21 protein-coding genes and 1 riboswitch are annotated in these 21,736 nt (G+C 71.3%); of the genes, 9 read left to right on the top strand and 12 right to left on the bottom strand.

The annotated features are described in order from the left end of the window. A partial coding sequence (locus MET9862_RS13795; protein WP_142583515.1) for a tetraacyldisaccharide 4'-kinase occupies positions 1-380 on the top strand: 380 nt, incomplete at its 5' end. 70 nt (positions 381-450) lie between these two features. On the opposite strand, the gene MET9862_RS13800 is transcribed toward MET9862_RS13795, so the two are convergent. The 4 genes from MET9862_RS13800 to fumC form a co-directional block, all read right to left on the bottom strand. Next, the gene (locus tag MET9862_RS13800) at positions 451-2,532 is read right to left on the bottom strand and encodes a TonB-dependent receptor (RefSeq protein ID WP_438616616.1); all 2,082 of its coding nucleotides are present in this window, start codon (positions 2,530-2,532) and stop codon (positions 451-453) included. Positions 2,533-2,682: 150 nt separating this feature from the next. Continuing rightward, positions 2,683-2,879: riboswitch (cobalamin riboswitch) on the bottom strand. A 17-nt stretch (positions 2,880-2,896) separates the two neighbouring features. Next, a complete protein-coding gene (locus MET9862_RS13805; RefSeq protein WP_280178968.1) occupies positions 2,897-3,157 on the bottom strand; it encodes a ribbon-helix-helix domain-containing protein in 261 nt (86 codons plus the stop codon). Further along, the gene (locus MET9862_RS13810) at positions 3,154-3,345 is read right to left on the bottom strand and encodes a DUF4169 family protein (protein WP_142583516.1); all 192 of its coding nucleotides are present in this window, start codon (positions 3,343-3,345) and stop codon (positions 3,154-3,156) included. The genes MET9862_RS13805 and MET9862_RS13810 overlap by 4 nt, the downstream gene beginning before the upstream one ends. A gap of 54 nt (positions 3,346-3,399) precedes the next feature. Further along, a complete protein-coding gene (gene fumC, locus MET9862_RS13815) occupies positions 3,400-4,812 on the bottom strand; it encodes a class II fumarate hydratase (protein ID WP_142583517.1) in 1,413 nt (470 codons plus the stop codon). A gap of 139 nt (positions 4,813-4,951) precedes the next feature. On the opposite strand from fumC, the gene MET9862_RS13820 reads away from it, so the two are divergent. The 3 genes from MET9862_RS13820 (at position 4,952) to hisG (ending at position 8,580) form a co-directional block, all read left to right on the top strand. Continuing rightward, a complete protein-coding gene (locus tag MET9862_RS13820) occupies positions 4,952-6,343 on the top strand; it encodes a cytochrome P450 (protein ID WP_142583518.1) in 1,392 nt (463 codons plus the stop codon). Between the two features lie 114 nt (positions 6,344-6,457). Continuing rightward, a complete protein-coding gene (locus tag MET9862_RS13825; protein ID WP_142583519.1) occupies positions 6,458-7,594 on the top strand; it encodes an ATP phosphoribosyltransferase regulatory subunit in 1,137 nt (378 codons plus the stop codon). After that, positions 7,591-8,580: an ATP phosphoribosyltransferase gene (gene hisG / locus MET9862_RS13830; RefSeq protein ID WP_142583520.1), complete on the top strand. Its 990-nt coding sequence runs from the start codon at positions 7,591-7,593 to the stop codon at positions 8,578-8,580. Before MET9862_RS13825 ends, hisG begins: the two co-directional genes overlap by 4 nt. A gap of 9 nt (positions 8,581-8,589) precedes the next feature. Here hisG and MET9862_RS13835 read toward each other — a convergent pair whose 3' ends face one another. After that, entirely contained in the window at positions 8,590-8,931 is a 342-nt protein-coding gene (locus tag MET9862_RS13835; RefSeq protein WP_142583521.1) for a lysozyme inhibitor LprI family protein, read from the bottom strand. 220 nt (positions 8,932-9,151) lie between these two features. On the opposite strand from MET9862_RS13835, the gene MET9862_RS13840 reads away from it, so the two are divergent. Next, on the top strand, positions 9,152-9,640 hold the full coding sequence (locus MET9862_RS13840) for a hypothetical protein (protein ID WP_142583522.1): 489 nt from the start codon (positions 9,152-9,154) through the stop codon (positions 9,638-9,640). 13 nt (positions 9,641-9,653) lie between these two features. Here MET9862_RS13840 and mdoH read toward each other — a convergent pair whose 3' ends face one another. After that, positions 9,654-11,618, bottom strand: coding sequence for a glucans biosynthesis glucosyltransferase MdoH (gene mdoH, locus MET9862_RS13845; RefSeq protein WP_142583523.1), 1,965 nt, complete (start codon positions 11,616-11,618; stop codon positions 9,654-9,656). 270 nt (positions 11,619-11,888) lie between these two features. Here mdoH and MET9862_RS13850 point away from each other — a divergent pair, with 270 nt between their 5' ends. Continuing rightward, complete coding sequence (locus MET9862_RS13850; protein WP_142583524.1) at positions 11,889-13,430, top strand: OpgD/OpgG family glucan biosynthesis protein; 1,542 nt, start codon at positions 11,889-11,891, stop codon at positions 13,428-13,430. Positions 13,431-13,500: 70 nt separating this feature from the next. Here MET9862_RS13850 and MET9862_RS13855 read toward each other — a convergent pair whose 3' ends face one another. Then, positions 13,501-13,680 (bottom strand): hypothetical protein, encoded by a 180-nt coding sequence (locus MET9862_RS13855; protein ID WP_142583525.1) that lies wholly within the window; start codon positions 13,678-13,680, stop codon positions 13,501-13,503. Between the two features lie 359 nt (positions 13,681-14,039). On the opposite strand from MET9862_RS13855, the gene MET9862_RS13860 reads away from it, so the two are divergent. Next, on the top strand, positions 14,040-15,581 hold the full coding sequence (locus MET9862_RS13860) for a sensor domain-containing diguanylate cyclase (protein ID WP_142583526.1): 1,542 nt from the start codon (positions 14,040-14,042) through the stop codon (positions 15,579-15,581). Positions 15,582-15,594: 13 nt separating this feature from the next. Here the strand turns inward: MET9862_RS13860 and MET9862_RS13865 are convergent, their stop codons facing one another. The 4 genes from MET9862_RS13865 to MET9862_RS13875 form a co-directional block, all read right to left on the bottom strand. Beyond that, on the bottom strand, positions 15,595-15,888 hold the full coding sequence (locus MET9862_RS13865; protein WP_142583527.1) for a hypothetical protein: 294 nt from the start codon (positions 15,886-15,888) through the stop codon (positions 15,595-15,597). Beyond that, positions 15,885-17,357: a glucose-6-phosphate dehydrogenase gene (zwf, locus tag MET9862_RS13870; protein ID WP_142583528.1), complete on the bottom strand. Its 1,473-nt coding sequence runs from the start codon at positions 17,355-17,357 to the stop codon at positions 15,885-15,887. The genes MET9862_RS13865 and zwf overlap by 4 nt, the downstream gene beginning before the upstream one ends. A 291-nt stretch (positions 17,358-17,648) precedes the next feature. Next, positions 17,649-17,969 carry a contact-dependent growth inhibition system immunity protein gene (locus MET9862_RS29380; RefSeq protein ID WP_185156865.1) on the bottom strand — a complete coding sequence of 107 codons (321 nt, stop codon included), beginning with the start codon at positions 17,967-17,969 and terminating at the stop codon, positions 17,649-17,651. Then, positions 17,959-18,201 carry a hypothetical protein gene (locus MET9862_RS13875; RefSeq protein ID WP_142583529.1) on the bottom strand — a complete coding sequence of 81 codons (243 nt, stop codon included), beginning with the start codon at positions 18,199-18,201 and terminating at the stop codon, positions 17,959-17,961. The genes MET9862_RS29380 and MET9862_RS13875 overlap by 11 nt, the downstream gene beginning before the upstream one ends. 196 nt (positions 18,202-18,397) lie before the next feature. On the opposite strand from MET9862_RS13875, the gene MET9862_RS13880 reads away from it, so the two are divergent. Next, the gene (locus MET9862_RS13880; RefSeq protein ID WP_142583530.1) at positions 18,398-18,784 is read left to right on the top strand and encodes a hypothetical protein; all 387 of its coding nucleotides are present in this window, start codon (positions 18,398-18,400) and stop codon (positions 18,782-18,784) included. Between the two features lie 133 nt (positions 18,785-18,917). Here the strand turns inward: MET9862_RS13880 and MET9862_RS13885 are convergent, their stop codons facing one another. After that, positions 18,918-19,760, bottom strand: coding sequence for an SDR family NAD(P)-dependent oxidoreductase (locus MET9862_RS13885; protein WP_142583531.1), 843 nt, complete (start codon positions 19,758-19,760; stop codon positions 18,918-18,920). A gap of 173 nt (positions 19,761-19,933) precedes the next feature. On the opposite strand from MET9862_RS13885, the gene MET9862_RS13890 reads away from it, so the two are divergent. Next, positions 19,934-21,625, top strand: a complete 1,692-nt coding sequence (locus MET9862_RS13890) for a L,D-transpeptidase family protein (protein WP_142583532.1) — start codon at positions 19,934-19,936, stop codon at positions 21,623-21,625. Positions 21,626-21,736 lie beyond the last annotated feature (111 nt).

The raw sequence follows: 21,736 nt of genomic DNA on the forward strand, positions 1-21,736 counted from the left end.
CGCGGGTCGCCGGGGCGGCGCAGGCGCGGGGCTTGCCGGTGCACCGGGCCGCGCTGGAGCCCGAGGGCGCCGGCTTCGCCGGCCGCCGCGTGCTGGCGTTCGCCGGGATCGGCCGGCCGCGGAAGTTCTTCGCGACCTTGTCCGCCTGCGGCGCGGAGATCGCCGCCACCCGGTCCTTCCCCGATCACCACCCCTACGGCGCGGGCGACCTCGCGGCGCTGACGGCCGAGGCGGAGAGGCTCGGCGCGGACCTCGTCACCACCGAGAAGGATGCCGTGCGCCTGCCCGCCGGGTTCGGCGCCCAGGTCCTGCCCGTGCGCCTGCGCTTCGCCGATCCGGAGGCGATCCAGGCGCAGATCGCGGCCGTCCTCGCGCCCTGACGGTGCATCCGACATCCGCTTGATCCCTTCGGGATGGCGGATGCCGCTGCCGCTCAGACGCCGAGCGGGGTCAGAAGCGCCCCGCCAGGGTGAGGCGCACAGCGGTCGGCTCGACGGGATGGGTGTGCCGGTCCGCGACGCCGTCCGCTGCCTCGCCCGGAAGGCGCGAGGTGTAGAAATAGGCGATCTGGTCGGCCTTTGCGTTCGTCAGGTTCAGGATGTCGAGGGAAAGGCTGACCCCGCTCTCGAACGTGTAGCCGACCCGGCCGTTCAGCAGCGCGGTCGGCCGCGAGCGCACCGAATTGTCCTCGATCAGCGGACGCGGACCGAAATAGCGCACCCGCAGGGCGCCGAACCAGCCGAGGCCTTCACCGAAGGTCACGCCCGCCGAGGCGATGGTGGTCGGCGCATCGGGCACCCGGCGGCCGGCCGGATCGCGGTCCGCGAAGCGGGCATTCGTCACCGTGAGGTCGCCTTCGAGCCGCAGCCAGGGCGTCACCGCGTAGCGGTTCGTCCACTCGATGCCGTAGCGCCGGGTCGGCCGGCTCGGCTCGGTGGTGCCGGTATCGCCCTGGAACAGGTTCTCGGAGGCGAAGTCGAGCCGGAACAAGGCCACGGCCGTCTCAAGACCCGCGATCGAGCGGTTGCGGATGCCGATCTCGTAGCCGGTCGAGGGCACGAGGAAGGGCGCGCGCGCGACGGTGAAGAGCGGGCTCGCCGGATCGACCGTGGCGGTCACGCCGCGCACGTCGTTCGAGTGGAAGCCGCCGCCATAGTTCAGGTAGAGCTCGGTCTCCGACCACGGCCCGAGCACGAGGCCGAGCTTCGGGTTGACGATGCCGTCGCGCGCTTTGCCGGAATTGGCCGGCGTGTCGGAGCGGACGTCGGCGTAATAGCCGTCTGCCCGAAAGCCGACGCTCGTGCGCAGCCAGTCGGTCCAGCGCAGGCGGTTCTCGTAGTAGAAGGCCGCGCTCGCCTCCAGCACGCGGTCGTCGAGCACCGTCGCGCGATAGAGGCGGTTCGCGGTGTTGAAGAGCCCGACGCGCATCGAATCGGTGCGAGTCTGCACGCCGATCTCGTTCTCCATCGGCAGCCCGGTGAGATCGCCCTGGAAGACGTGGGAGATCTCGCCGCCGCCGAGCACCCGGTCGTCGCGCTGGCGGAACTGGTCGCCGTTGACGGGGTCGGTGAGGACATAGGTGAAGTCGTTGAACAGGTTCATCCGGTAGCGGTTGACGTAGGCGCTCGCCCGGGTGACCCCGGTCTCGTCCGTCCGGCTCCAGCGGCCCGAGAGGGAGAAGCGGCCGGTATCGCCGCCATCGGTCGGATTCAGCGTGCCGTAGCGCCCGATGATTCCCTCCGCCACTGCCCGCTCGGGGATCTGGTTGGTGGCGTTCCACTTGGCCCAGTAGGCCATGCCGGTGACGGCGAAGCCGTCGAGCGCGGTGCCCTGGCTGTAGCGCAGCACGCCGTTGAACTTCCTCAGGCGGTCGGGAACGTCCCAGGGGCCGTCATAGGTCTGCGCCTCGCCGGCCACGAGCAGGTTGCCCGCTCCGAGCGGCGCCGAGGCGATGGTCAGGGCGCGCCTGTAGCCGAAGGAGCCGATCGTGGTGAGGGCGAGGTTCTGCGCGACCGTGTCGAGATAGTCGATCCGCACCGAGCCGGCGGAGGCGAAGTCGCCGTCGCGCACGAAGTAGGGCCCCTTGTGGAATTCCACGCCGCCGACGAGCTCGGGGATCAGGAAGTTGAGGTCGGCATAGCCCTGACCGTGGGCGTGGCTGCGCATGTTCACGGGCATGCCGTCGACGAAGAGGGCGATGTCGGTGCCGTGGTCGAGGTTGAAGCCGCGCAGGAAGAACTGGTTGGCCTTGCCCTCCCCGGAATGCTGGGTGACGATGAGGCCCGGCACCGCTTCCAGCACCTCGCCGGGCCGCGTGATCGGCCGGCTGTTGAGCTGCGCGCCGGAGATCACCCCGGCGCTCGCCGCCTCGACCGGCCGTAGGGCGCCTCCGATCCCGCTGACGCCGCCCACGAAGCCTGCGCTCGCGGCCGGATCCGGACCGGGTACGCGCTCGGCGCTGACGGAGAGTTCGGCGAGCGTCGCCTCGTCGGCCTCCGCGCGGGCGAGCGCGGGTCCGGCAGCGAGCAGGATCGCCAGGGTCGAGAGCAAGGGGCGCACGGGACAGCCTCGGGGCAACGGCAGTGGCACGTCACCGCGAACGAAGCCGAGGGCTGCCGTCTTCCTACGCGGGAATGACGGCGCCTCGACACCCGTCAGGACACCCCGCCCGACGCGCCTCGCGTGTGACCACGGCTGACGGCAGGTCTCCTGGCTCGCGGGTCGCTGCCCTCTCACCGTCTTCCCGGATGAGGCTCATCCAGTGACATGGTGGCGGAAGGCTCGCCGCTCACAGTTGCGGGGGCAGCCGCGGCATCGAGCGTACGCTCCCACCGCGTTCCCTTTTGATCCCCGAGGGGAACCGTCGCCGCGAGCTAACGGCCCGGGACGGCGCGGGTCAATCGGCCCGCGCGTAGTCTCCGGCGACCTGCGGCGCCGCGGCCACGCTGGGCGCGCGCACCGCCTCCAGCACGAAGACCCGGATTGCCGAGGACAGGTTCTGCGGCCCGCGCCCCGCATCGATCGTCCCGATCAGGGCCTGGACCGACTGGCTGCGGGCGGAGGCGACCCCACGCAGGGCCTCCCAGAACGGCTCCTCCAGGGAGACGCTGGTCGGGTGCCCGGCGATCATGACCGAGCGCTTGCGGATGCCGCTCACGCCTCGGGTTCGTCCCGTTCGAGGCGATGGCCTTCGTGGCGCGTCTCTTCGAGCACCTTGCGCTTCTCCTGCAGGGTCCTGGCCTTCTTCGGACGGCCGAAGGCGATGCGGTTCTCGGTGGCCAGGGCCTCCTTCGCGGCGCGCTCGCGCGCCTTGCGGGCCTGGCGCAGGTTGATGACCTCACCCATCGCATCCGCCTCCTGTTCGAGGGCCGGCGCGGACCGTCCGCGCCGGCCGGGTCCTCACGCCTCCGCGCTCGGGGCCAGCATGGTCTCCGGGCGTACCACACGCTCGAACTCCGCTTCGGTGACGTATCCGAGGCGGAGCGCCTCCTGCTTGAGGGTGGTGCCGTTCTTGTGCGCGGTCTTGGCGATCTCCGCGGCCTTGTCGTAGCCGATCGAGGGGGCGAGCGCCGTGACGAGCATCAAAGACCGGCTCATCAGGTCGGCGATCTTGTCCTCGTTGGCCTTGATGCCGACCACACAGTTGTCGGTGAAGCTGATCGCGGCGTCGGCCAGCAGCCGCACCGATTGCAGCACGGCGTTGGCGATCACCGGCTTGAACACGTTGAGCTCGAAATTGCCCTGGGAGCCGGCGAAGCTCACCGTGGTGCCGTTGCCGATCACCTGGGCGCAGACCATGGTCAGCGCCTCGCACTGGGTCGGGTTGACCTTGCCCGGCATGATCGAGGAGCCGGGCTCGTTCTCCGGCAGCGACAATTCGCCCAGCCCCGAGCGCGGGCCGGAACCCAGGAAGCGGATGTCCTGCGCGATCTTGAACAGGCCGGCGGCGAGCGCCTGAAGCGCGCCTTGCGTGAACACCAGCGCGTCGTGGGTGGCGAGCGCCTCGAACTTGTTCTCGGCCGAGGTGAAGGGCAGCCCCGTCAGCTCCGCGACCTTGGCCGCGAACCGCTCGGCGAATTCCGGATGCGCGTTGAGGCCGGTGCCGACGGCGGTGCCGCCCTGGGCCAGCGCCAGCACGCCGGGCAGCGTCGCGGCGACGCGGGAGCCGCCGAGCGCGACCTGTGCGGCATAGCCGGAGAATTCCTGGCCGAGCGAGACCGGGGTCGCGTCCTGCAGGTGGGTGCGGCCGATCTTGACGATCGACGCGAAGGCCTTGGCCTTGGAATCCAGAGCACCGTGCAGGTGGGAGAGCGCCGGCAGCAGGCGCTCCTGGATCTCGCGGGCCACCGCGATGTGCATCGCCGTCGGGAACACGTCGTTCGAGGACTGGCCGCGGTTGCAATGGTCGTTCGGGTGGACCGGCGACTTGCCGCCGCGCTTGCCGCCGAGCCGCTCGTTGGCGAGGCTCGCGATCACCTCGTTGGCGTTCATGTTGGACTGGGTGCCCGAGCCGGTCTGGTAGATGACCAGCGGGAACTCGTCGTCGTGGCGCCCCGCCACCACCTCGGCGGCCGATTCGGCGATGGCCGCGGCGATCTTGGCGTCGAGGCCGCCGAGATCCTTGTTCACCAGCGCCGCCGCCTGCTTCACGAGGCCGAGCGCGTGCACCAGCGGGGCCGGCATCCGGTCCGTGCCGATCTTGAAGTTCTGGATCGAGCGCTGGGTCTGCGCGCCCCAGTACCGGTGGGCCGGGACCTCGATCGGGCCGAACGTGTCGGATTCCGTGCGGGTGGCGGTCTCGGTGGGCGACATCGTGGCCTCTACGTCTGGTGCAGTGCGGCACCTACTTAGCGAAGGCGGGACGGAAACGCGAACGCGCCGCGCGGCCGCCCTGACAAATGCCGCGACCTGTAGGTCGCCCCGGTAAGGACCGCCCCGGAGCCGCCAGCCGATGCTCGCATCCGCGCCGCAGACCCCGACGACCGCCCGCTTCCGCCCGCCGGTGCCTCCGCCCCTGCGCCGGCCGCAGGGCCTGTTCGAATTCCTGAGGACGGTGCGCGCCAATCCCCTTGCCACTTGGATGGAGGAGCATTTCACCGCCTCGGTGATGGCCGGCGAGGGCGTGCTCGGCCGCATCACCGTGGTGAGCGAGCCCGCCCTCATCCGGCACGTGCTCGTCGAGAACGCGGCCGGCTACCGCAAGGACGACCTGCAGCGCCGCGTGCTGGCCCCGGGCCTCGGCGAGGGCCTGCTGACGGCGGAGGGGGAGGCGTGGCGCCTGCAGCGGCGCACCCTTGCGCCGATCTTCTCCCTGCGCACCGTGCGCGGCTTCGAGGCGGCGATGAACGCGGCCGGCGAGCGCCTGGCCCGGCGCCTCGTCCGTCGCGCCGGCACCCGGATCGACGTGGCCCAGGAGATGACCCGCGTCACCCTTGACGTGCTGGAGCGGACGATCTTCACGAACGGGCCGCAGAACGACCCGGACGCGCTGGCCCGGGCCATCACCCGCTTCCTTGAATCGGTCGGGCCGATCGACCCGCTCGACGTGTTCGGCGTGCCCGATTTCGTGCCGCGCCTCGGCCGGCTGCGGGCGCGGCCGGCGATCCGCTACTTCGCCGAGATCGTGGAGGCGCTGATCGCGCGCCGCCGCGCGGTGATGGCGGCGGGTGAGGCGCCCCAGGACCTGCTCACGCTGCTGCTCGCCGCCCAGGATCCGGAGACCGGCGAGGGCCTGTCGGACCTCGACGTCAGCGCCAACATCGTCACCTTCATCGCCGCCGGCCACGAGACCACCGCCAACGCGCTGACCTGGACGCTCTACTGCCTGTCGCAGGACCCCGGCGCCCTGGCGCGGCTGGAGGCGGAGGTGGAGGCGGCGGCCGATGCGGAGGGCCGCTTCACGATCGAGCGCCTGCCCTTCGCCAAGGCGGTGATCGAGGAGACCCTGCGCCTCTTCCCGCCCGCGGCTATCCTCAGTCGCCAGGCCCTGAAGCCGGACAGGCTGGGGCGGGTGAAGGTGCCGCAGGGCTCCGTGGTGATGGTGTCGCCCTACGTGCTGCACCGTCACCGAGCCCTCTGGGAGGATCCGGCGGCCTTCGTGCCGGAGCGCTTCCTCGGCGCCGCCCGCGAGGCGATCCCGCGCTTCGCCTACCTGCCCTTCGGGGCGGGCCCGCGCGTCTGCATCGGCCAGAGCTTCTCGCTGCAGGAGGCGGTGATCGTGCTGGCCCATGTCGTCCGCGCCGTCCGCCTCGCGCTGCCCGGCGACCATCCGCCGGTGATCCCGGTCCAGCGGGTCACCGTGCGGCCGCAGCACGGCCTGCGCATGGACGCGATGCGCCGCTGATCGCCCGAAGCCGTTGACCGGCTTTCGCGATCAGCGCCACCCGCGCACGCGTTGGCAGTCGCCAAGCCGCCCCCCGGTTGCTACAGAGCCGCCGGAAACGGGCGAGTGGAGCGCATGACACGACCGGAGGCAGAGACTACGGGGGCCGATGGCGGCGCGCAGGCGCGGCTCCTCGCGCATCTGACGGCGGCCGGCTATGCCAGCGTCACCCCGCCCGTGCTCCAGCCGGTCGAGCCGTTCCTGGAATTGTCCGGCGAGGACATCCGGCGGCGCATCTTCGTCACGCAGGACGTGGCCGGCGCCGAGATGTGCCTGCGGCCGGAATTCACGATTCCGGTCTGCCGCCTGCACCGGGCGCGGGGCCAGGGCGGCAGCGCCGATTACAGCTATCTCGGACCGGTCTTCCGCCTCGCGGCGGACGAGCCCGACGAGTTTCTCCAGGCCGGCATCGAATCGATCGGCCGTCCCGACATTCCAGCGGCCGATGCCGAGGTTCTCGGGCTCGCCCTCGAAGGGCTCGCCCTGTTCGGCCATGCCGCGCCCCAGGTTCGCCTCGGCGACATGGGCCTGACGGTGGCCCTCCTCGACGGGCTCGCCGTGCCGCCGGCCGCCAAGCGCCGGACGCTGCGGGCGCTGGCCGCCGGCCGGCCCCTCGACGGCATCACCAACGCGGCCCTGCCCGAGGATCCGCATGCGGGTCTGCTCGCGGCGATCCAGGGCCAGGACCCGCGCGGGGTGCGCGCCTTCGTGGAGGATGTGCTCGCCATCGCCGGCATCTCGGCGGTGGGCGGGCGCAGCGCCGGCGAGATCGCCGAGCGCTTCCTCGCCAAGGCCGCGGCGCAGGCGAGCGGCGGGGCCGGGCTCAACACCGAGAACCGCGCCCTGATCGACCGCTACCGGGCGATCGCGGGCGATCCCGACACGGCCGCGCGCGACCTGCGCAGCCTCGTCCGGGAGGCCGGCCTCCGCCACGCCGCCCTCGACGCCGCCCTCGACCTGTTCGAGGAGCGCAACGGCTTCATCGCCGCCCGCGGCCTGCCGCTCGACCGCTTCCGCTTCAGCGGCGCCTTCGCGCGCAACCTCGACTACTATACGGGCTTCATCTTCGAGATCACCGGCGGGGAGGGCCGGCCGACCCTCGTTGGCGGCGGGCGCTACGACGGGCTTCTCACCCATCTCGGCAGCGCCGAGCCGCAGCCCGCCGTCGGCTGCACCTTCTGGGTCGATCGCGTGGTAGGAGCGGGCCGGTGAGCGCGTCCGAAGGTCCCCTCGTCCTCGCCGTGCCCTCGAAGGGCCGGCTGCAGGAGAACGCCAACGCCTTCTTCGCCCGGGCGGGCCTGAAGCTCGCGCAAGGCTCGGGCGCGCGCGACTACCGCGGCAAGCTCGTGGGCGTGCCGAACGTCGAGGTGCGCTACCTCTCGGCCTCGGAGATCGCCAGCCAGCTCGCCTCGGGCGCTGCCCATCTCGGCATCACCGGCGAGGACCTGATCCGGGAGACGCTGCCCGACGCGAAGGGTCAGGTCGAGCTGCTGACGCCGCTGGGCTTCGGCAACGCCACGGTCGTCGTCGCCGTGCCGCAGGCCTGGATCGATGTGCGGGCCATGGGCGATCTCGACGAGGTGGCGGCCGAGATGCGGACGCGCCACGGCAGGCGCCTGCGCATCGCCACCAAATACGTGAACCTGACCCGGCGCTTCTTCGCCGAGAAGGGGGTCGCCGATTACCGCATCGTGGAGAGCCTGGGCGCCACCGAGGGCGCGCCGGCGGCGGGCTCGGCCGAGATCATCGTGGACATCACCACCACCGGCGCGACGCTGGCCGCCAACGCCCTCAAGATCCTCGACGACGGCATCATCCTGCGCTCGGAGGCCAATCTCGTCGCCTCCCTCAACGCGCCCTGGGGCGAGGCGCAGCGCGCGGCCTTCCGGGCGGTGATGGGCCGGATCAGCGCCGAGGAGCGCGCGCGCACCACTCGCGAGGTGCGGGCAGGCCTGCCGGAGGCGGGCGAGATCGACCTCGCGACGATCGCGGCGGAGCACGAGGCCGAGCTGCCCTACGGCGCTCCCCGCGGGATCGACGGCGAGATCGTGCTGCGCTGTCCCGAGGCCGCCGTGTTCGACCTCGCCGACGCACTGGTCCGGGCGGGCGCCCGGGCCGTGAGCGTGCGCCGGATCGACTACGCCTTCGCCGCCGAGAACCCGCTCGCCGAGCGGTTGCTGGCGCGGCTCTCGGGCTGAGCGGATTCGCTACGGCCCCTGCTTGGCGAATTCCGAGAGCAGGCCGCGCAGGGTCTTGAGCCGCGCGTCGTAGAGGTCGCGCAGGCAGGCGGTCTCGCCGCCGCAGCTGCGGCGCTCCTTCAGCCAGATCTCCTGATCGTCCTGCATCTTGGAGCGGCCACCCATCGGCAGCACCTCCTTCAGGATGTCGAATCGGGTGGCCATCTCGACGTCGCGGTCGTTGAGGGCGAGGTTCGCGCAGACCGCCTTCTCGTCGGGCGTCTCGGCCTTGTCGCAGGGGAAGCTCGCCGCAGCGGCGGGCATGGTGGTCGCAAGGAGGGTCAGCAGGGACAGCGTCGTCAGCTTGGGCATGCGCGACAACGGCGCAGGTGCGCGAAGGCTCCCCGCTGAGGCCCGGAAGGAGGCGGCCAGGGTTAATTCCGACAGGATCCTGTGATCGCAGGATGCGGAGCGGAAGCAGCGGCAGCGGAATTTCACCGGATCCGGCGACGATCGGGCCTCAGGCGCGTTGTGCCGGCAGAATCCCGCTCCGGCTCTGCGACCGGACGCCCTTCTCTGCCGGAGCCCGACCATGACTCAGATCCGAACCCTCCTGCCGGCAGCTCTCCTGCTCGCCCTTCTCGGCAGCGTCGCCGCCCGCGCCGATGCGGTGCCGCAGCTCGATGTCGAGAAGACCTGCGCCTCGGCGGGCCGGGTCAATATCGGCTCCAGCGCGACGGAGGAGGAGAGCCGCAACGGCTGCCTCCGCTCGGAACGCGAGGCCAAGAAGGAGGCCGAGCGCCGCTGGGGCGATTACAGCGCCGCGGCCAAGTCGCAGTGCCAGAGCCAGTTCAAGGCCGGCGGCTACCCGTCCTATGTCGAGATGGTGACCTGCCTCGAACTGGCGAGCGGGACGGTACCGACGCAGACCGGTTCGGACGGCACCGCGGTTGGCGGCCCGGGCTCGCCGAAGGGTGCGACCCAGGCGCCGCAGGAACGGTCGGGCGGGGCGAGCTCGCTCACGCAGGAGCCCGCGGCGAGCCAGCGCACCAACCCGATCCAGGTTCTGGAGAAGAAGTAAGGCGGGCGTCCCCTCATGCCTCGTCGGCGGCGAGCCAGACCGCCCCCTGGCCCACGCGGGCGGCGGCCTGCGGGGCGGGGGCCGGCAGGCGGGTCTGATGCAACTCGGCGAGTTCCGGGGCCTGGATGGTGTCGTCCACGGTGAGAAACAGGCCGCGCAGCCGCGCGATCCGGCCGAGGCCGGCGCTGCTCGTCAGCACGCTCTGCGCCGGGCTGGTGATCAGCGCGATGGCGAGGGGCGCCATCCAGAGGGCCAGCACGAGATCGCCGGCGAGGATGAGGCCGAGAGTCAGCACCGCGCCGACCACCACGGCATCCGCCTGGAGGCGGAGGGCCTCGGACCAGGGCACGCGGCGGTCGTCGCGCGCCTGCGTGTCCCAGCGCACCACCCGGCCGAAGAAGGTCGAGACCACGGCGGCGGCCGTGAACAGGGTCATCACCGGCCAGAGCACCACCCAGATCGCCTGTTCCAGGGCGGCGCTCGCGAGGAGCCGGCCGCTGCCGCCGAACTCGGCCCGGCGCCGGGGCGAGGCGAGCACGTAGCCGAGGCTCAGGACCTTCGGCAGGGCGAGCACCAGGACGGTGAGGGCGGCGAGCGCGTGGGCGGCGGGCGTGGTGCCGGTGAGCCCGTAGCCGAGGAGCCCGAGATCGCCGGTGCGCGCGGTGAGCCAGGTGCCGAGGCCGAGGAAGGCGATCCACAGCGGCAGCATCAGGTAGGCGAGGATGCCGGTGGCGAGGTGCCAGCGGCTGGCCGCCCGCAGCCCGGTCCAGGGCAGGACCGAGAGGTGCTGCAGGTTGCCCTGGCACCAGCGCCGCTCGCGGCCGAGCAGATCGACGAGGTTCGTCGGCATCTCCTCCCAGGTGCCGCCCATCTCGGGCAGCAGGCGTACCTCCCAGCCCGCGCGGCGCAGGAGGGCGCCCTCCACGATGTCGTGGCAGAGGATCTCGCCGCCAAGCGGCGCCCGCCCCGGCAGGACGGGCAGGGCGGCGTTGTTCGCGAAGGCCTCGACCCGCAGGATCGCGTTGTGGCCCCAGTAGCTGCCGTCGGGCCCCTGCCAGGTCTCGAGGCAGCGCAGGGCCAGCGGCGCGTAGAGGCGCACCGCGAATTGCTGGATGCGCGCGAACAGGGTGTCGCGGCCGGCCGCGTAGGACACGGTCTGGATCAGGCCGACGCGCGGGCTCTCCTCCATCAGCCCGACCAGGCGGCGCATGGCGGCGCCGGTCATCAGGCTGTCGGCGTCGAGCACGATCATGAAGTCGTATTCGTGCCCGTAGGTCTCGCAGAACTCGGCGATGTTGCCGGCCTTGCGGCCGAGATTCTCGCGGCGGCGGCGGTAGCGCACCTGCGGCAGGCCCGGCCCCGCGCTCGCGCGCCAGGCCAGGATGCGGGCGAATTCGTGCTCCTCCACCGCGGCGATGGCGCCGTCCCGGGTGTCGGAGAGGACGAAGAGGTCGATGTCCTCGGCGCCCTCGCGGGCGAGCGAGCGGGCCATCACGCGCAGGGCGGCGAAGACCGCGACCGCGTCCTCGGCGTGGATCGCCACCACCGCTGCGGTGCGCGAGCGCCCGCTCGGGGCGGGGACCGTCCCTTCCGAGCGCCGCTCCAGCGCCGACTTGGCGCGGTCGCCGAGGAGGGTCGCGACGAGTCCGTAGAGGTACTGCCAGGCGGTGAAGGACTGCCACGCCATCAGCACGCAGAACAGGCCGAGCACCGCGCCGCCGAGCCAGCCGGCGGCCGGATAGGCGGAGGCCGCGAGCGCCGCGATGACAGCCGCGGTGGCCAGCGTCGGCAGCGCCAGGGCGAGGCGGCGGCGCAGGAGGGTGCGACGGGCTGGTCCGGCATTCCCCGCGCCGGGACCCTTGTCCTCGGCGTGCCAAGCCTCGATAGAGGCGCCGGCAACGACAGCGGCTCCTGCGGCGCGGTCCGCCGCGCGAGCCTCGACCGCCTGTGTCTCCTGCGGCATCGGTGTGATGGACATGGCGCGTGGAACTCGACGTGGAGACAATCCGGCCGCCATCGAGGATCGAGGGACCGCATGAACGAGGACGCCGTTGAACGAGGCGAAGGGCTGGGATCGGAGCGGCGCGAGGCGCCACACCTAAGCAGTTCGGGTTCCCCCTCCCGTCGATCGGTTCTTCGGACGGCCGCGACCGCTATTGCCGGTACGTTTGTTCCTAGCGCCATCGACCTGAATACCGCCAGAACGATGGCGCAGGAGACGCCGCACGGAGATCGGCCGGACGCGGCCATGACGTTCGAGGGCGTGGTCGCCCAGGCCGAGCGCCTCGCGGCGGCCCCCTACGCGCCGCCGCCGGACGACCTGCCTCCGGCGCTCGCGGGTCTCTCCTACGACGGCTACCGCCGCATCGTCTTCCGTCCCGCCGAGGCCCTGCGGCTCGGGCGGCATTTCAGCGCGCAGCTGTTCCACCGCGGCTTCCTGCAGAAGAAGCGCGTGCGGCTCTTCGTGCAGCCGCGCACCGGGGCGCCGCGTCCCGTGTCCTACGAGTCGCGCCTGTTCGACCTCGGCAAGGACCTCGCCGGCAGGAGCTTCGCGCCCGATCTCGGCTTCGCGGGCTTCCGTCTGCACTATGCCTTCTCGGACGCCCCGAAGGGCCGCGTGCCCGGATTCCAGGAGGAGTTCCTGGTCTTCCTCGGCGCCTCCTATTTCCGCCTGCGCGGGGACGGCCAGGAATACGGCCTCTCCGCCCGCGGCCTCGCCATCGGCACCGGCGCGCCGGAGGGCGAGGAGTTTCCGGACTTCGTGGCGCATTGGATCTGCGAGCCGGAGCCGGAGGCGCGCCGCATCACCGTGGTCTCACTCCTCGATTCCCCGAGCGTCGCCGGCGCCTACCGCTTCGCGATCGAGCCCGGCGACCCGGCGCGCGTCACGGTCACGGCCTCGCTGCATCCGCGGCGCCGGATCGACCGGCTCGGCCTCGCGCCGCTGACCAGCATGTTCCTGCATGGACAGAGCGGGCCGGGCGCCCGCAACGCGCAGGCCTTCGACGATTTCCGCCCGCAGGTGCACGATTCGGACGGGCTCGTGGTCCGCACCGGCACGGATCGGCTCTGGCGCCCCCTCGTCAACGGGCGGCCGAGCCCGCAGATCTCGGCCTTCCGGGCGCAGCCGCTGCAGGGCTTCGGCCTGATGCAGCGCGAGCGGACCTTCGCCGCCTATCTCGATGTCGAGGCGCGGCACGAGGCGCGCCCGGGTCTCTGGATCGAGCCGCTCACGGATGCGCCCCGGCCGGAAATGGTGGCGAGCGGGGCCTCGCCGCGGCCGGCTGCTCCCTTCGCCGACGGGGCGGTGCAGCTCTTCGAGATCCCCTCGCGGGAAGAGTACATGGACAACATCGTGGCGGCCTTCGTGCCCGCCGTGCCCGCGGAGCCCGGCACGGCGCTGCGCGTCGCCTATCGCCTGACCACGGTGGGCGCCGAGCCGACCGAGGCCCTGCCCGGCGATCTCGCCCGCGTCGTCTCGACCCGGGCCGGGTCGGCGGAGCGCCTGCGCCCGACCGAGCCGCCGAGCCCGCAGCGGCGGCTCTATGCCATCGATTTCGAGGGGCCGAACCTGCCGAAGGCGCAGGATGACGGCGTGACCGCGGTCGTTTCGGCCGGCGCCGGCACGATGGTCGAGCCGGTGGCGGCCTTCGTGCCCCAGACCGGCGGCTGGCGGATCTACGTGGAGTGGCGCCCGCCCGAGCCGCTGCCGGCCGGCGACGTGGTGCTGCGCGCCCATCTCGAGAAGGACGGGCGCCCGATCAGCGAGACCTGGGACGCGGCGGCCTGAGGGCGTCTCGCCCCGGTCTCGCCAGGGCTGGCTTGCGCCAGGGCCCCGGGCCGTCCGAGCCGTTCGACGATCAGGCCGCGCGGTCGTCCCCCGCCAGGCGCTTGCGCAGGCGCGTGGCACCGTGGATCGCACCGAGATAGCGGCGGGCGGCGTTGACCCGCGGCGCCTCGCGCTCGCTGCGCGCGGCCGCGATCTCCCACAGGGTCGCGGCGACCGAGAGCTGCAGGCGGACGGCGTCTGGATCGGACATGGACAGGCCCCTTCGCGCGGGCGCCACCCGATCTCTCGCCGGGGGCGATGGCCCGCATCGGCAGGATCGGGGCCGGAGGGGGCCGCAACAAGGAGACGGACGGGCCGGAATCGGGCAGCTTGGCCGTAGGGCGGCGGGCCCGCGACGAGGCCGCGCCAGGACCTCGTGCGGCTGGATGGACTTCGATCTGACAGAGTAGAATTAAGCTTCTGTTAGGCAATCGAGCGCGGATCGGACCCGCTTGCGTATGCATTTTGTTAAGTCGATCGGCGCCCTAGGGTCATCGCGTAGCTAACGCTGCCCAAGCGCTGCTCCGTCGGAGCTGCGCTGCGGTCCGAATGCCCGCGAAAGGGTTTCCGATGCATCTCCCGCGCCGCCTCGTCGGCGGCCTGCCAACGCCACGCATCTATGTCCTGCTGGGCATCCTGGCGCCCCTCGGCATGCTGATCCTGTCGGGGGCGATGCTTCTGCAACTGCGGCAGGAAGCCTGGGAGAAGGCGGAGCAGAACGCGCAGAACCTCCTGCGCCTCGTGGCGAACGACATCGGCCGCAATGTCGAGATCCTGGATCTCTCGCTGCAGGGGGTGATCGAGAACCTGCGCCTGGCGGGCATCGCGCGGGCCGATGCCACGATGCGCCATCACCTCCTGTTCCACCGGACCTCGACGGCCCGCAGCCTCGGCATGATCGTGGTGCTCGACGAGCACGGCGACCTCATCGCCGATTCCCTCGACCGCCCGGCCCAGCGCGCCAACTTCGCCGACCGCGACTATTTCCGGGTCCATCGCGACCGATCCGATGCCGGCCTCTTCATCAGCCGGACCTTCCGCTCGCGGCTCTCCGGGGCCGACATGATCGGGCTGAGCCGGCGCGTGGACAAGCCGGACGGCTCCTTCGGCGGCATCGTCCTGGCCACGCTGAAGCTGTCCTACTTCGCGGCCCTGGTCGAGTCGGTCGATCTCGGCGCGGACGGGGCGATCAGTCTCCTGCGCAAGGACGGGATCCGCCTGATGCGCCATCCCTTCGTCGAGAGCGACATCAACGCGAATCTCGGCGGCACCGAGAATTTCGATCGCGTCCTGCGGGAGCGTCAGGGCGGCTTCACCGCGACCGGCGTCCGCGACGGCATCCGGCGCTACTACGCCTTCCGGCCGGTCGGCGACCTGCCGCTCGTCGCCACCGTCGCCCGCGGCGCGGACGACGTCGAGGCGGAATGGCGCGGCAAGGCCGTGGTGATCGGCGCCACCATGCTGCTCCTCAGCGGCCTGACCGCCGGCCTCGCCGTCCTGTTCGGCCGCGAGCTGCGCCGCCGCGCGGCGGTGGAGGCCGAGCTCGCCCGGCTCTCGCTCACGGACGGGCTGACCGGCCTGCCGAACCGGCGCCGCTTCGACGCGGAGCTCGCCCGCGTCTGCGACCATCCCGGTGCGGCCCCGTTCACCCTGCTGCTGGTCGATGCGGACCATTTCAAGCGCGTCAACGATCGCCACGGCCACGCGGCCGGCGATGCCGTGCTGAAGGCGCTGGCCCGGGGCCTCGCCGCCACCGTCCACCGGCCCGAGGATCTCGTCTGCCGCATCGGCGGCGAGGAATTCGCCGTGCTCCTGCCGGCGACCGACGCGGCGGGCGCGTTCCAGGTCGCCGAGCGGATCCATCAGGCCGCCCTGGGGATCGCCGTCGCCTCCGCCGGGATCGCGGCCGGATCGGTGACGGTGAGCATCGGGATGGCGGCCGCGCCGCCCGGTTCATGCGGGCCCGCGGTGCCGGACCTCCTGTACGCGCAGGCGGATGCCGCCCTCTACGAGGCGAAGGCGGCGGGCCGCAACCGGACCCGCTGCGCGCCGCAGGCCCCGGATGCTCCGCCCCGGCAGATGCCGCAGCTCCGGCTCGTGGAGGCGCCCTGAGGCCGTTCCGGTCTCAGGGTCCGTCGCGCCCTTCCGAGAACCGGTCGACGCAGCGATAGCCGACGAAGCAATCCGCCACGTCGCGGGTGCGCTCGAAATCGGGCCGGGTCGAGGCCTCGATCGTGCAGAAGCCGATATCCCGGACGATGCGGGAATAGGTGGCGGGCCCGGTGGTGACGACGACGGCGCCGGCACGGGCGACGAGGGCCTGGGCCGCGGCACAGGTCATCGCGGTCACGTCCGGGCGCGGCTGGGCCGCGGCCGGGCCTGCGGCCAGCAGCAGGGCGAGGCCGAGCCTCCGTCTCATCGCAGCTCCTCGTGCCAGGTGCGGCCGTCGCGCTCGATCAGGGCGATCGCCGCGGTCGGCCCCCAGGTGCCGGCGGGGTAGGGGCGCGGCGTCTCCGGCCGGTCCGCCCAGGCCTTGAGGACGCCGTCCGCCCAGGCCCAGGCCGCCTCGACCTCGTCGCGGCGCATGAACAGGGTGGCGTTGCCGCGCACCACGTCCATCAGCAGGCGCTCGTAGGCGTCCGGATAGCGCTGCTTGAAGGTCTCCTCGAAGGAGATGTCGAGGTTGGTCGGCCTGAGCCGCATGCCGCCCGGGCCCGGATCCTTCGTCATCACCTCGAGCTTCATGCCCTCCTGCGGCTGCAGGCGGATGACGAGGCGGTTCGGCTCGCGCCCGAAGGATTCCTCCGGGAAGATCGAGAACGGCGAGGCGCGGAACTGCACCACGATCTCGGACAGCTTCTGCGGCATGCGCTTGCCGGTGCGCAGGTAGAAGGGCACGCCGGCCCAGCGCCAGGACTGCACCTCGACCTTCATGGCGACGAAGGTTTCCGTCCGGCTCGGTCCGTCCAGTTCCTTGAGATAGCCCTCGACCGGCTGGCCGTTGACGGCGCCGGCGCCGTACTGGCCGCGCACGGTGACCTGATGCACGTCGTTGGCGGTGATGGGCTTGAGGGCGCGCAGCACCTTCAGCTTCTCGTCGCGCACCGCGTTGGCGTCGAGGTTGAGCGGGCTCTCCATCGCGGTGAGGCAGAGGAGCTGCAGCAGGTGGTTCTGCAGCATGTCGCGCAACGCGCCCGATCTGTCATAGTAGCCGGCGCGTCCCTCGACGCCCACCGTCTCGGCCACCGTGATCTGGACGTGGTCGATCACGTCCGCGGTCCAGAGCCGCTCGAAGATCGTGTTGGCGAAGCGCAGCGCCAGCAGGTTCTGCACCGTCTCCTTGCCGAGATAGTGGTCGATGCGGAAGATCTGGTGCTCGGGGAAGACCTCGCCGACCGCGTCGTTGATGGCGCGGGCCGATGTCAGGTCCTTGCCGATCGGCTTCTCCAGCACGACGCGGGACTTCTCGCCGATCAGCCCGTGCTTGGCGAGGTTGCGGCAGATCGGGCCGTAGAGGTCGGGCGAGGTGGCGAGGTAGTAGGGCCGCACCTGGTCCGGCCGCTCGGCCAGCAGCGCGGCCAGCGCGCTCCAGCCCTCCTCGCCCGCGCCGTCCACGTGCACGTAGTCGAGATGTGCGATGAAGCCGTCCAGGGCGCCCTCGCGGATGTCCTGCGGCGGCACGAAGCGCTTGATCGCGTCGCGCGCCCGCTCGCGGAATTCCTCCGCCGAGATCTCGGTGCGCGAGGCGCCGATGATGCGGCTCGTCTCCGGGATCTGTTCGTCCTGGAAGCGGTAGAACAGGGCCGGCAGCAGCTTGCGGGTCGTCAGGTCGCCGGTGGCGCCGAACACGACGCAGTCGAAGGAGGCGACGGGGATGATGGTGGCCAAGGGCGGCTCCCGGTATCCTTGAGGGGCGACGGCGCCGACACCCGAGCCGACCGGTTCGCCGCCGACGGGATTATACCCCTGCAGGAACCTCGCCAAGGCGGATCGGCGATGCCGCGCCTCGCGTGCGTCGGCCCCTCTGAGCGGCTCATCCGGGGATCCCCAGGGACCCGGTCCCTTGTCTGGGGTCTTCAGAGGCGAGACCCCTGAAGGTGCTGCGCCAGGCGCGACGGGCTCCGCCCCGGACCCGCCAAAGGATGAGACCTTGAAAACCGGATCTCCTCGGAGCCGGCCTTACACGTCCTTCGGCAGCGGGCTTCTCGGCAGCAGGCCTTGCACATGCCGGTCTGCCGTATCCCGGATCATTGTGTAGAAGTTCCGATAGGATTCTTTATCTATATGATATACATCCGCGGGCGATTCGAGCCAGATATCCATAAGTTCCTGATCGCTCAGATCTCTGGCAAGCAGATCGTCCAGAAAATCTCTGATCTTGAGAGCATTTTCTCTGCTACGATAGGATACAACGAACGCTACGATTTCCTCCCAGCTATCTCCAAGTATATCGGCGTCTTGATGGAAACGCCCGCAGAATTCTCTCCAATCAATATTCATTGATGTCCCCTATGTGTATAAAGGCATCCGATTTATTTTCATTCTCAGCATCATCATTCATCGGGTGGGCCGTGACGATGCGAAATCCCCTTTCCGCCGAGCGATCCCGGGCTATAAAGACGCCGACGCCATAGGTCGTCCGCATGCGGATGGGGGTATCCTTCGGGATGCTCACGGCCTCTCGACCGGTCGGATAGCCGAAGCGCGACTTGAGCCAGGCGCCGCCTTCCAACCTCCAACCCTTCCGCGACCCGTTGAACCGCGTCTCTATTCTTTTCCAAAGTCTCCCTGATGAAGGTTCTCGCAGACTCGATCGAGTCGAAGGATCCGTCCCTTATTAACGGGAAGGTCGGTGGCAATAGACCTAACACCTTCCGCCTGTAGCTGTCCGCGACGCATTCGATCATCTCGGCGTCGGTCTTCCCCACATGGCGATCGACGATATGGCGGTTGAGGTAGGGATCCTTGGCAAGCTCCGCTCCGGAGATCCGATCCCGTTCCCGGCCCGCGGCAGGCTGTATCAAGGAACCGTCGTCGGTCTGATCCGACGCGTTGCCCCTGGTCCATCGTCCGCCGTCCGGATTGCCGGCCGGAACACGCGGCTGAAGCGGGTTGAACAGCTTGAGAGCGAGGCGCAGTCGGACGAGCTTCGCCTCGACATCGAGTGCGGCGAACTGCCAGCGAAGCGCATGCAGGGTGGTCACTGGCAGACTGTCACGCATGGCAATCTCCTGACAGGACAAGGCTCCCGCAATAGCCTATTATACCTCAATTATCAATATGATCCTCCTAATTCGACCGGCCATGCCGCTTGATCGCCCGGATAATATTCTTGAGCGCAGGTCCGCGCAGGTCGGCAGCGCCGCCCCGGATCAGGACCGGTCGCCCTGGTGCCGGTGGGGCGGGAGCGACGCTCGGAGCCGAATCGCCTGGGAGGCGTTCGGCCCGTCAGCGCCCGGCGCAGAACGCCTTGAACGCCTCCGCATAATCCGGGTGCCAGCGCGACAGGGCGGGACGGTTCTCGGTGATGTCGCCGGCGCCCCAGGCGATGCGGGCGCGGTCCTGCGCGGTGGTCGTCTCGTTGTCCGGGCAGAGGATGTAGAAGTCGCCCTGCGCCAGCCGCTCCAGCATGAAGACGACGGTCTCGTCCGGGGTCCAGGCGCCGGCCGGCTTCTCGGCGACGCCGCGGGCCTTGGTCAGGCCCGTATAGACGAAGCCCGGAATCAGCAGATGGGCGCTGGTGCGGCAGCCCTCCCGCCCGCGCAGATCGTGGGCGAGCGCCTCGGTGAGCACCTTCACCCCCGCCTTCGAGACGTTGTAGGGCGTGTTGCCGGGCGGGGTGGTGATGCCCTGCTTCGAGCCGGTGACGACGATCGCGCCGGGCTCGGCCCCCGCGATCATCCCGGGGGCGAAGGCCTGGACGCCGTTGATCACGCCCCAGAGATTCGTGTCGAGGATGCGGGACCAGACCTCCGCCTCCGAGAACAGGCGGCCGCCCGCCTCGATGCCGGCGTTCAGCATCACCAGGGCGGGCGGGCCGGAGCGGAGGACGGCGTCGCGCAGGGCCTTGACCGCCTCGCGCCGGCCGACATCGGTCGGCACCGCCCGCACCTCGACGGCGGCGAGCCCGGCGACCTCGGCGCGGGCGGCCTCCAGCGCCTCGCCCGGCAGGTCCGCGAGCCAGACATGCATCCCGGCCCGGGCGAAGGCGCGCGCCGCGGCGAGCCCGATGCCGCTCGCCGCGCCGGTGACCACGGCGCTGCGTCCGGGGCTGATCGCGGGGTGCTGCATGGTCCGATCCTCCCGGAAGCCGTCTCGCTCCCTGAGGCGAAGGGTGGGGCGCAAGCCGCGCTTGTCGAGAGGGACAGGTCCGGGCGGCGCGCGCAAGCGGATTGGTAACCATCCGCCGGCATCATCCGCCCGTCTCTCGCGTGCGGGTCAATCCAGGGGCCGAGGTACTGCGTATGGTCTCGACATTCGCCCGTCCGCGCGGGGCCCTGCCGCCGCTGGCGCTCCTCCTCGCCCTCGGCCCGGCCACGGCCCAAGGGCTGCCGCCGACGCCGCCCGAGGCCGGAGCGGCCCAACCCGCACCCGCAATCCAGGCGGCTCCGGCGGCACCGGCCGCCCCCGCGTTCCAGGCCCCGCTGCCCGCCCCTCCGGCGCAGGTCGTTCAGCCGGTCCCGGACGCCGCCCGGACGGAGACGCCGGAGGCGCAGCGGAAGAAGGAGCCCGCGCCCCTCGTCTATGCCCGCGTCTCGGCCGATCCGACGCCGACGCTGACCGCGCGCACCTTCCTCGACACGCTGAAGGCGGCGGAGCAGTACCAGGCCTATGCCGAGGCCGGCGGCTGGGATCCGCTGCCCGTCGACCTCACCCTGAAGCCCGGCGCGGGCCATCCGGCCGTGCCGTCCCTGCGCCACCACCTGACCCTGACCGGCGACCTGCCCGCCGACGCTCCGCCGAGCGACCGGCTCGACCCGCCGCTGGTGGCGGCGATCACGGCTTTCCAGGAGCGGCACGGTCTCCCGGCCACGGGCAATCTCGGCCGCCAGACCATCGCGGCGCTGAACGTGCCGGCTGCCACGCGCCAGCGCCAGCTCGCGGCCTCCGCGCAGCGGCTGATCGGCTCGAACTTCGCCTTCGGCGAGCGCTACGTGGTGGTGAACATCCCCTCGGCGGTGGTCGAGGCCGTGGAGAAGGGGCAGGTCGTGCGCCGCTACGTCGCCGTGGTCGGCAGCCCCGACAAGGCGACGCCCGCCGTCGAGACCCGGATCACCGACATCAACTTCAACCCGACCTGGACCGTCCCGATGTCGGTGGTGAAGAACGAGATCATCCCGCGCATGCGGAAGGAGCCGGGCTACCTCGCCAAGAACCACATCCGCATCCTCGGGCCCGGCAATGCCGAGGTCGATCCGACCACGATCGACTGGAACACCAACAAGGCGGTGAACTACACGCTGCGGCAGGATCCCGGCTTCGACAACTCCCTCGGCCAGGTGCGGATCGACATGCCGAACCGGCACGCGGTCTACATGCACGATACCCCCTCGAAGTCGCTGTTCGCCCGCTCCGTCCGCTTCCACAGCCACGGCTGCGTCCGCGTCGGCCAGGTGAAGGAGTTCGTGGGCTGGCTGCTGCAGGGCACGGAGGGGCCGAACGGGCCCGGCTCGACCTGGGGCGCGATCGAGATCGAGACCGGCATCGCCGACGGCGAGCGCCGCGACATCAAGCTGCCCAAGCCCGTGCCGGTGACCTTCGTCTACCTCACCGGCTACGCCACGCCGGACGGGCGCGCCCATTTCCGCGACGACATCTACAGCCTCGACACGCCCGGCGCCGCGCCTCCTGCCACGCCTCCCGCCGCAGCCGGAACCACGGCACGCGCGCCCGCCCCGCAGCCCAAGGCGTCGGCGGTCAAGGCCTCCGAGGCGAAGTCTTCGGCACCCAAAGGTTCGGTGGCCAAAGGTTCGGACGGCAAGGGTTCGGACGCCAAGCCCTCCGAGTCCAGGGCCGCCGGCCCCAGGGCCACCGACTCGAAGCCTGCGGGCCTCAAGGCCGTGGAGCCCGCGACCACGGGCGCGATTCCGGCGCCCGCCCGCTCCGTCAGGCCGCCGGCCCTGCGCCCGCCGGCCTCCATTCCCGCGGCCGACTGACGCGGCCCGTCAGCTTAGAACGGGTCCAGGCTGTGCGCCTGCTGCGACCCCGCCATGCAGGCGGGCAAGCGCGGCGGAACAAACCTTCGCACCGTTCATTCTGCCGAGGAA

The sequence above is a fragment of the Methylobacterium symbioticum genome (genome assembly GCF_902141845.1).
Taxonomy (GTDB): Bacteria; Pseudomonadota; Alphaproteobacteria; order Rhizobiales; family Beijerinckiaceae; genus Methylobacterium; species Methylobacterium symbioticum.

Coding starts and splice junctions, on each gene's coding strand:
- MET9862_RS13810 (WP_142583516.1), bottom strand. CDS start 3,345: ATGGGTGAGGTCATCAACCTGCGCCAGGCCCGCAAGGCGCGCGAGCGC.
- fumC (WP_142583517.1), bottom strand. CDS start 4,812: ATGTCGCCCACCGAGACCGCCACCCGCACGGAATCCGACACGTTCGGC.
- MET9862_RS13820 (WP_142583518.1), top strand. CDS start 4,952: ATGCTCGCATCCGCGCCGCAGACCCCGACGACCGCCCGCTTCCGCCCG.
- MET9862_RS13825 (WP_142583519.1), top strand. CDS start 6,458: ATGACACGACCGGAGGCAGAGACTACGGGGGCCGATGGCGGCGCGCAG.
- MET9862_RS13835 (WP_142583521.1), bottom strand. CDS start 8,931: ATGCCCAAGCTGACGACGCTGTCCCTGCTGACCCTCCTTGCGACCACC.
- MET9862_RS13840 (WP_142583522.1), top strand. CDS start 9,152: ATGACTCAGATCCGAACCCTCCTGCCGGCAGCTCTCCTGCTCGCCCTT.
- mdoH (WP_142583523.1), bottom strand. CDS start 11,618: ATGTCCATCACACCGATGCCGCAGGAGACACAGGCGGTCGAGGCTCGC.
- MET9862_RS13850 (WP_142583524.1), top strand. CDS start 11,889: ATGACGTTCGAGGGCGTGGTCGCCCAGGCCGAGCGCCTCGCGGCGGCC.
- MET9862_RS13855 (WP_142583525.1), bottom strand. CDS start 13,680: ATGTCCGATCCAGACGCCGTCCGCCTGCAGCTCTCGGTCGCCGCGACC.
- MET9862_RS13860 (WP_142583526.1), top strand. CDS start 14,040: ATGCATCTCCCGCGCCGCCTCGTCGGCGGCCTGCCAACGCCACGCATC.
- MET9862_RS13865 (WP_142583527.1), bottom strand. CDS start 15,888: ATGAGACGGAGGCTCGGCCTCGCCCTGCTGCTGGCCGCAGGCCCGGCC.
- MET9862_RS29380 (WP_185156865.1), bottom strand. CDS start 17,969: ATGAATATTGATTGGAGAGAATTCTGCGGGCGTTTCCATCAAGACGCC.
- MET9862_RS13880 (WP_142583530.1), top strand. CDS start 18,398: ATGGCGATCGACGATATGGCGGTTGAGGTAGGGATCCTTGGCAAGCTC.
- MET9862_RS13885 (WP_142583531.1), bottom strand. CDS start 19,760: ATGCAGCACCCCGCGATCAGCCCCGGACGCAGCGCCGTGGTCACCGGC.
- MET9862_RS13890 (WP_142583532.1), top strand. CDS start 19,934: ATGGTCTCGACATTCGCCCGTCCGCGCGGGGCCCTGCCGCCGCTGGCG.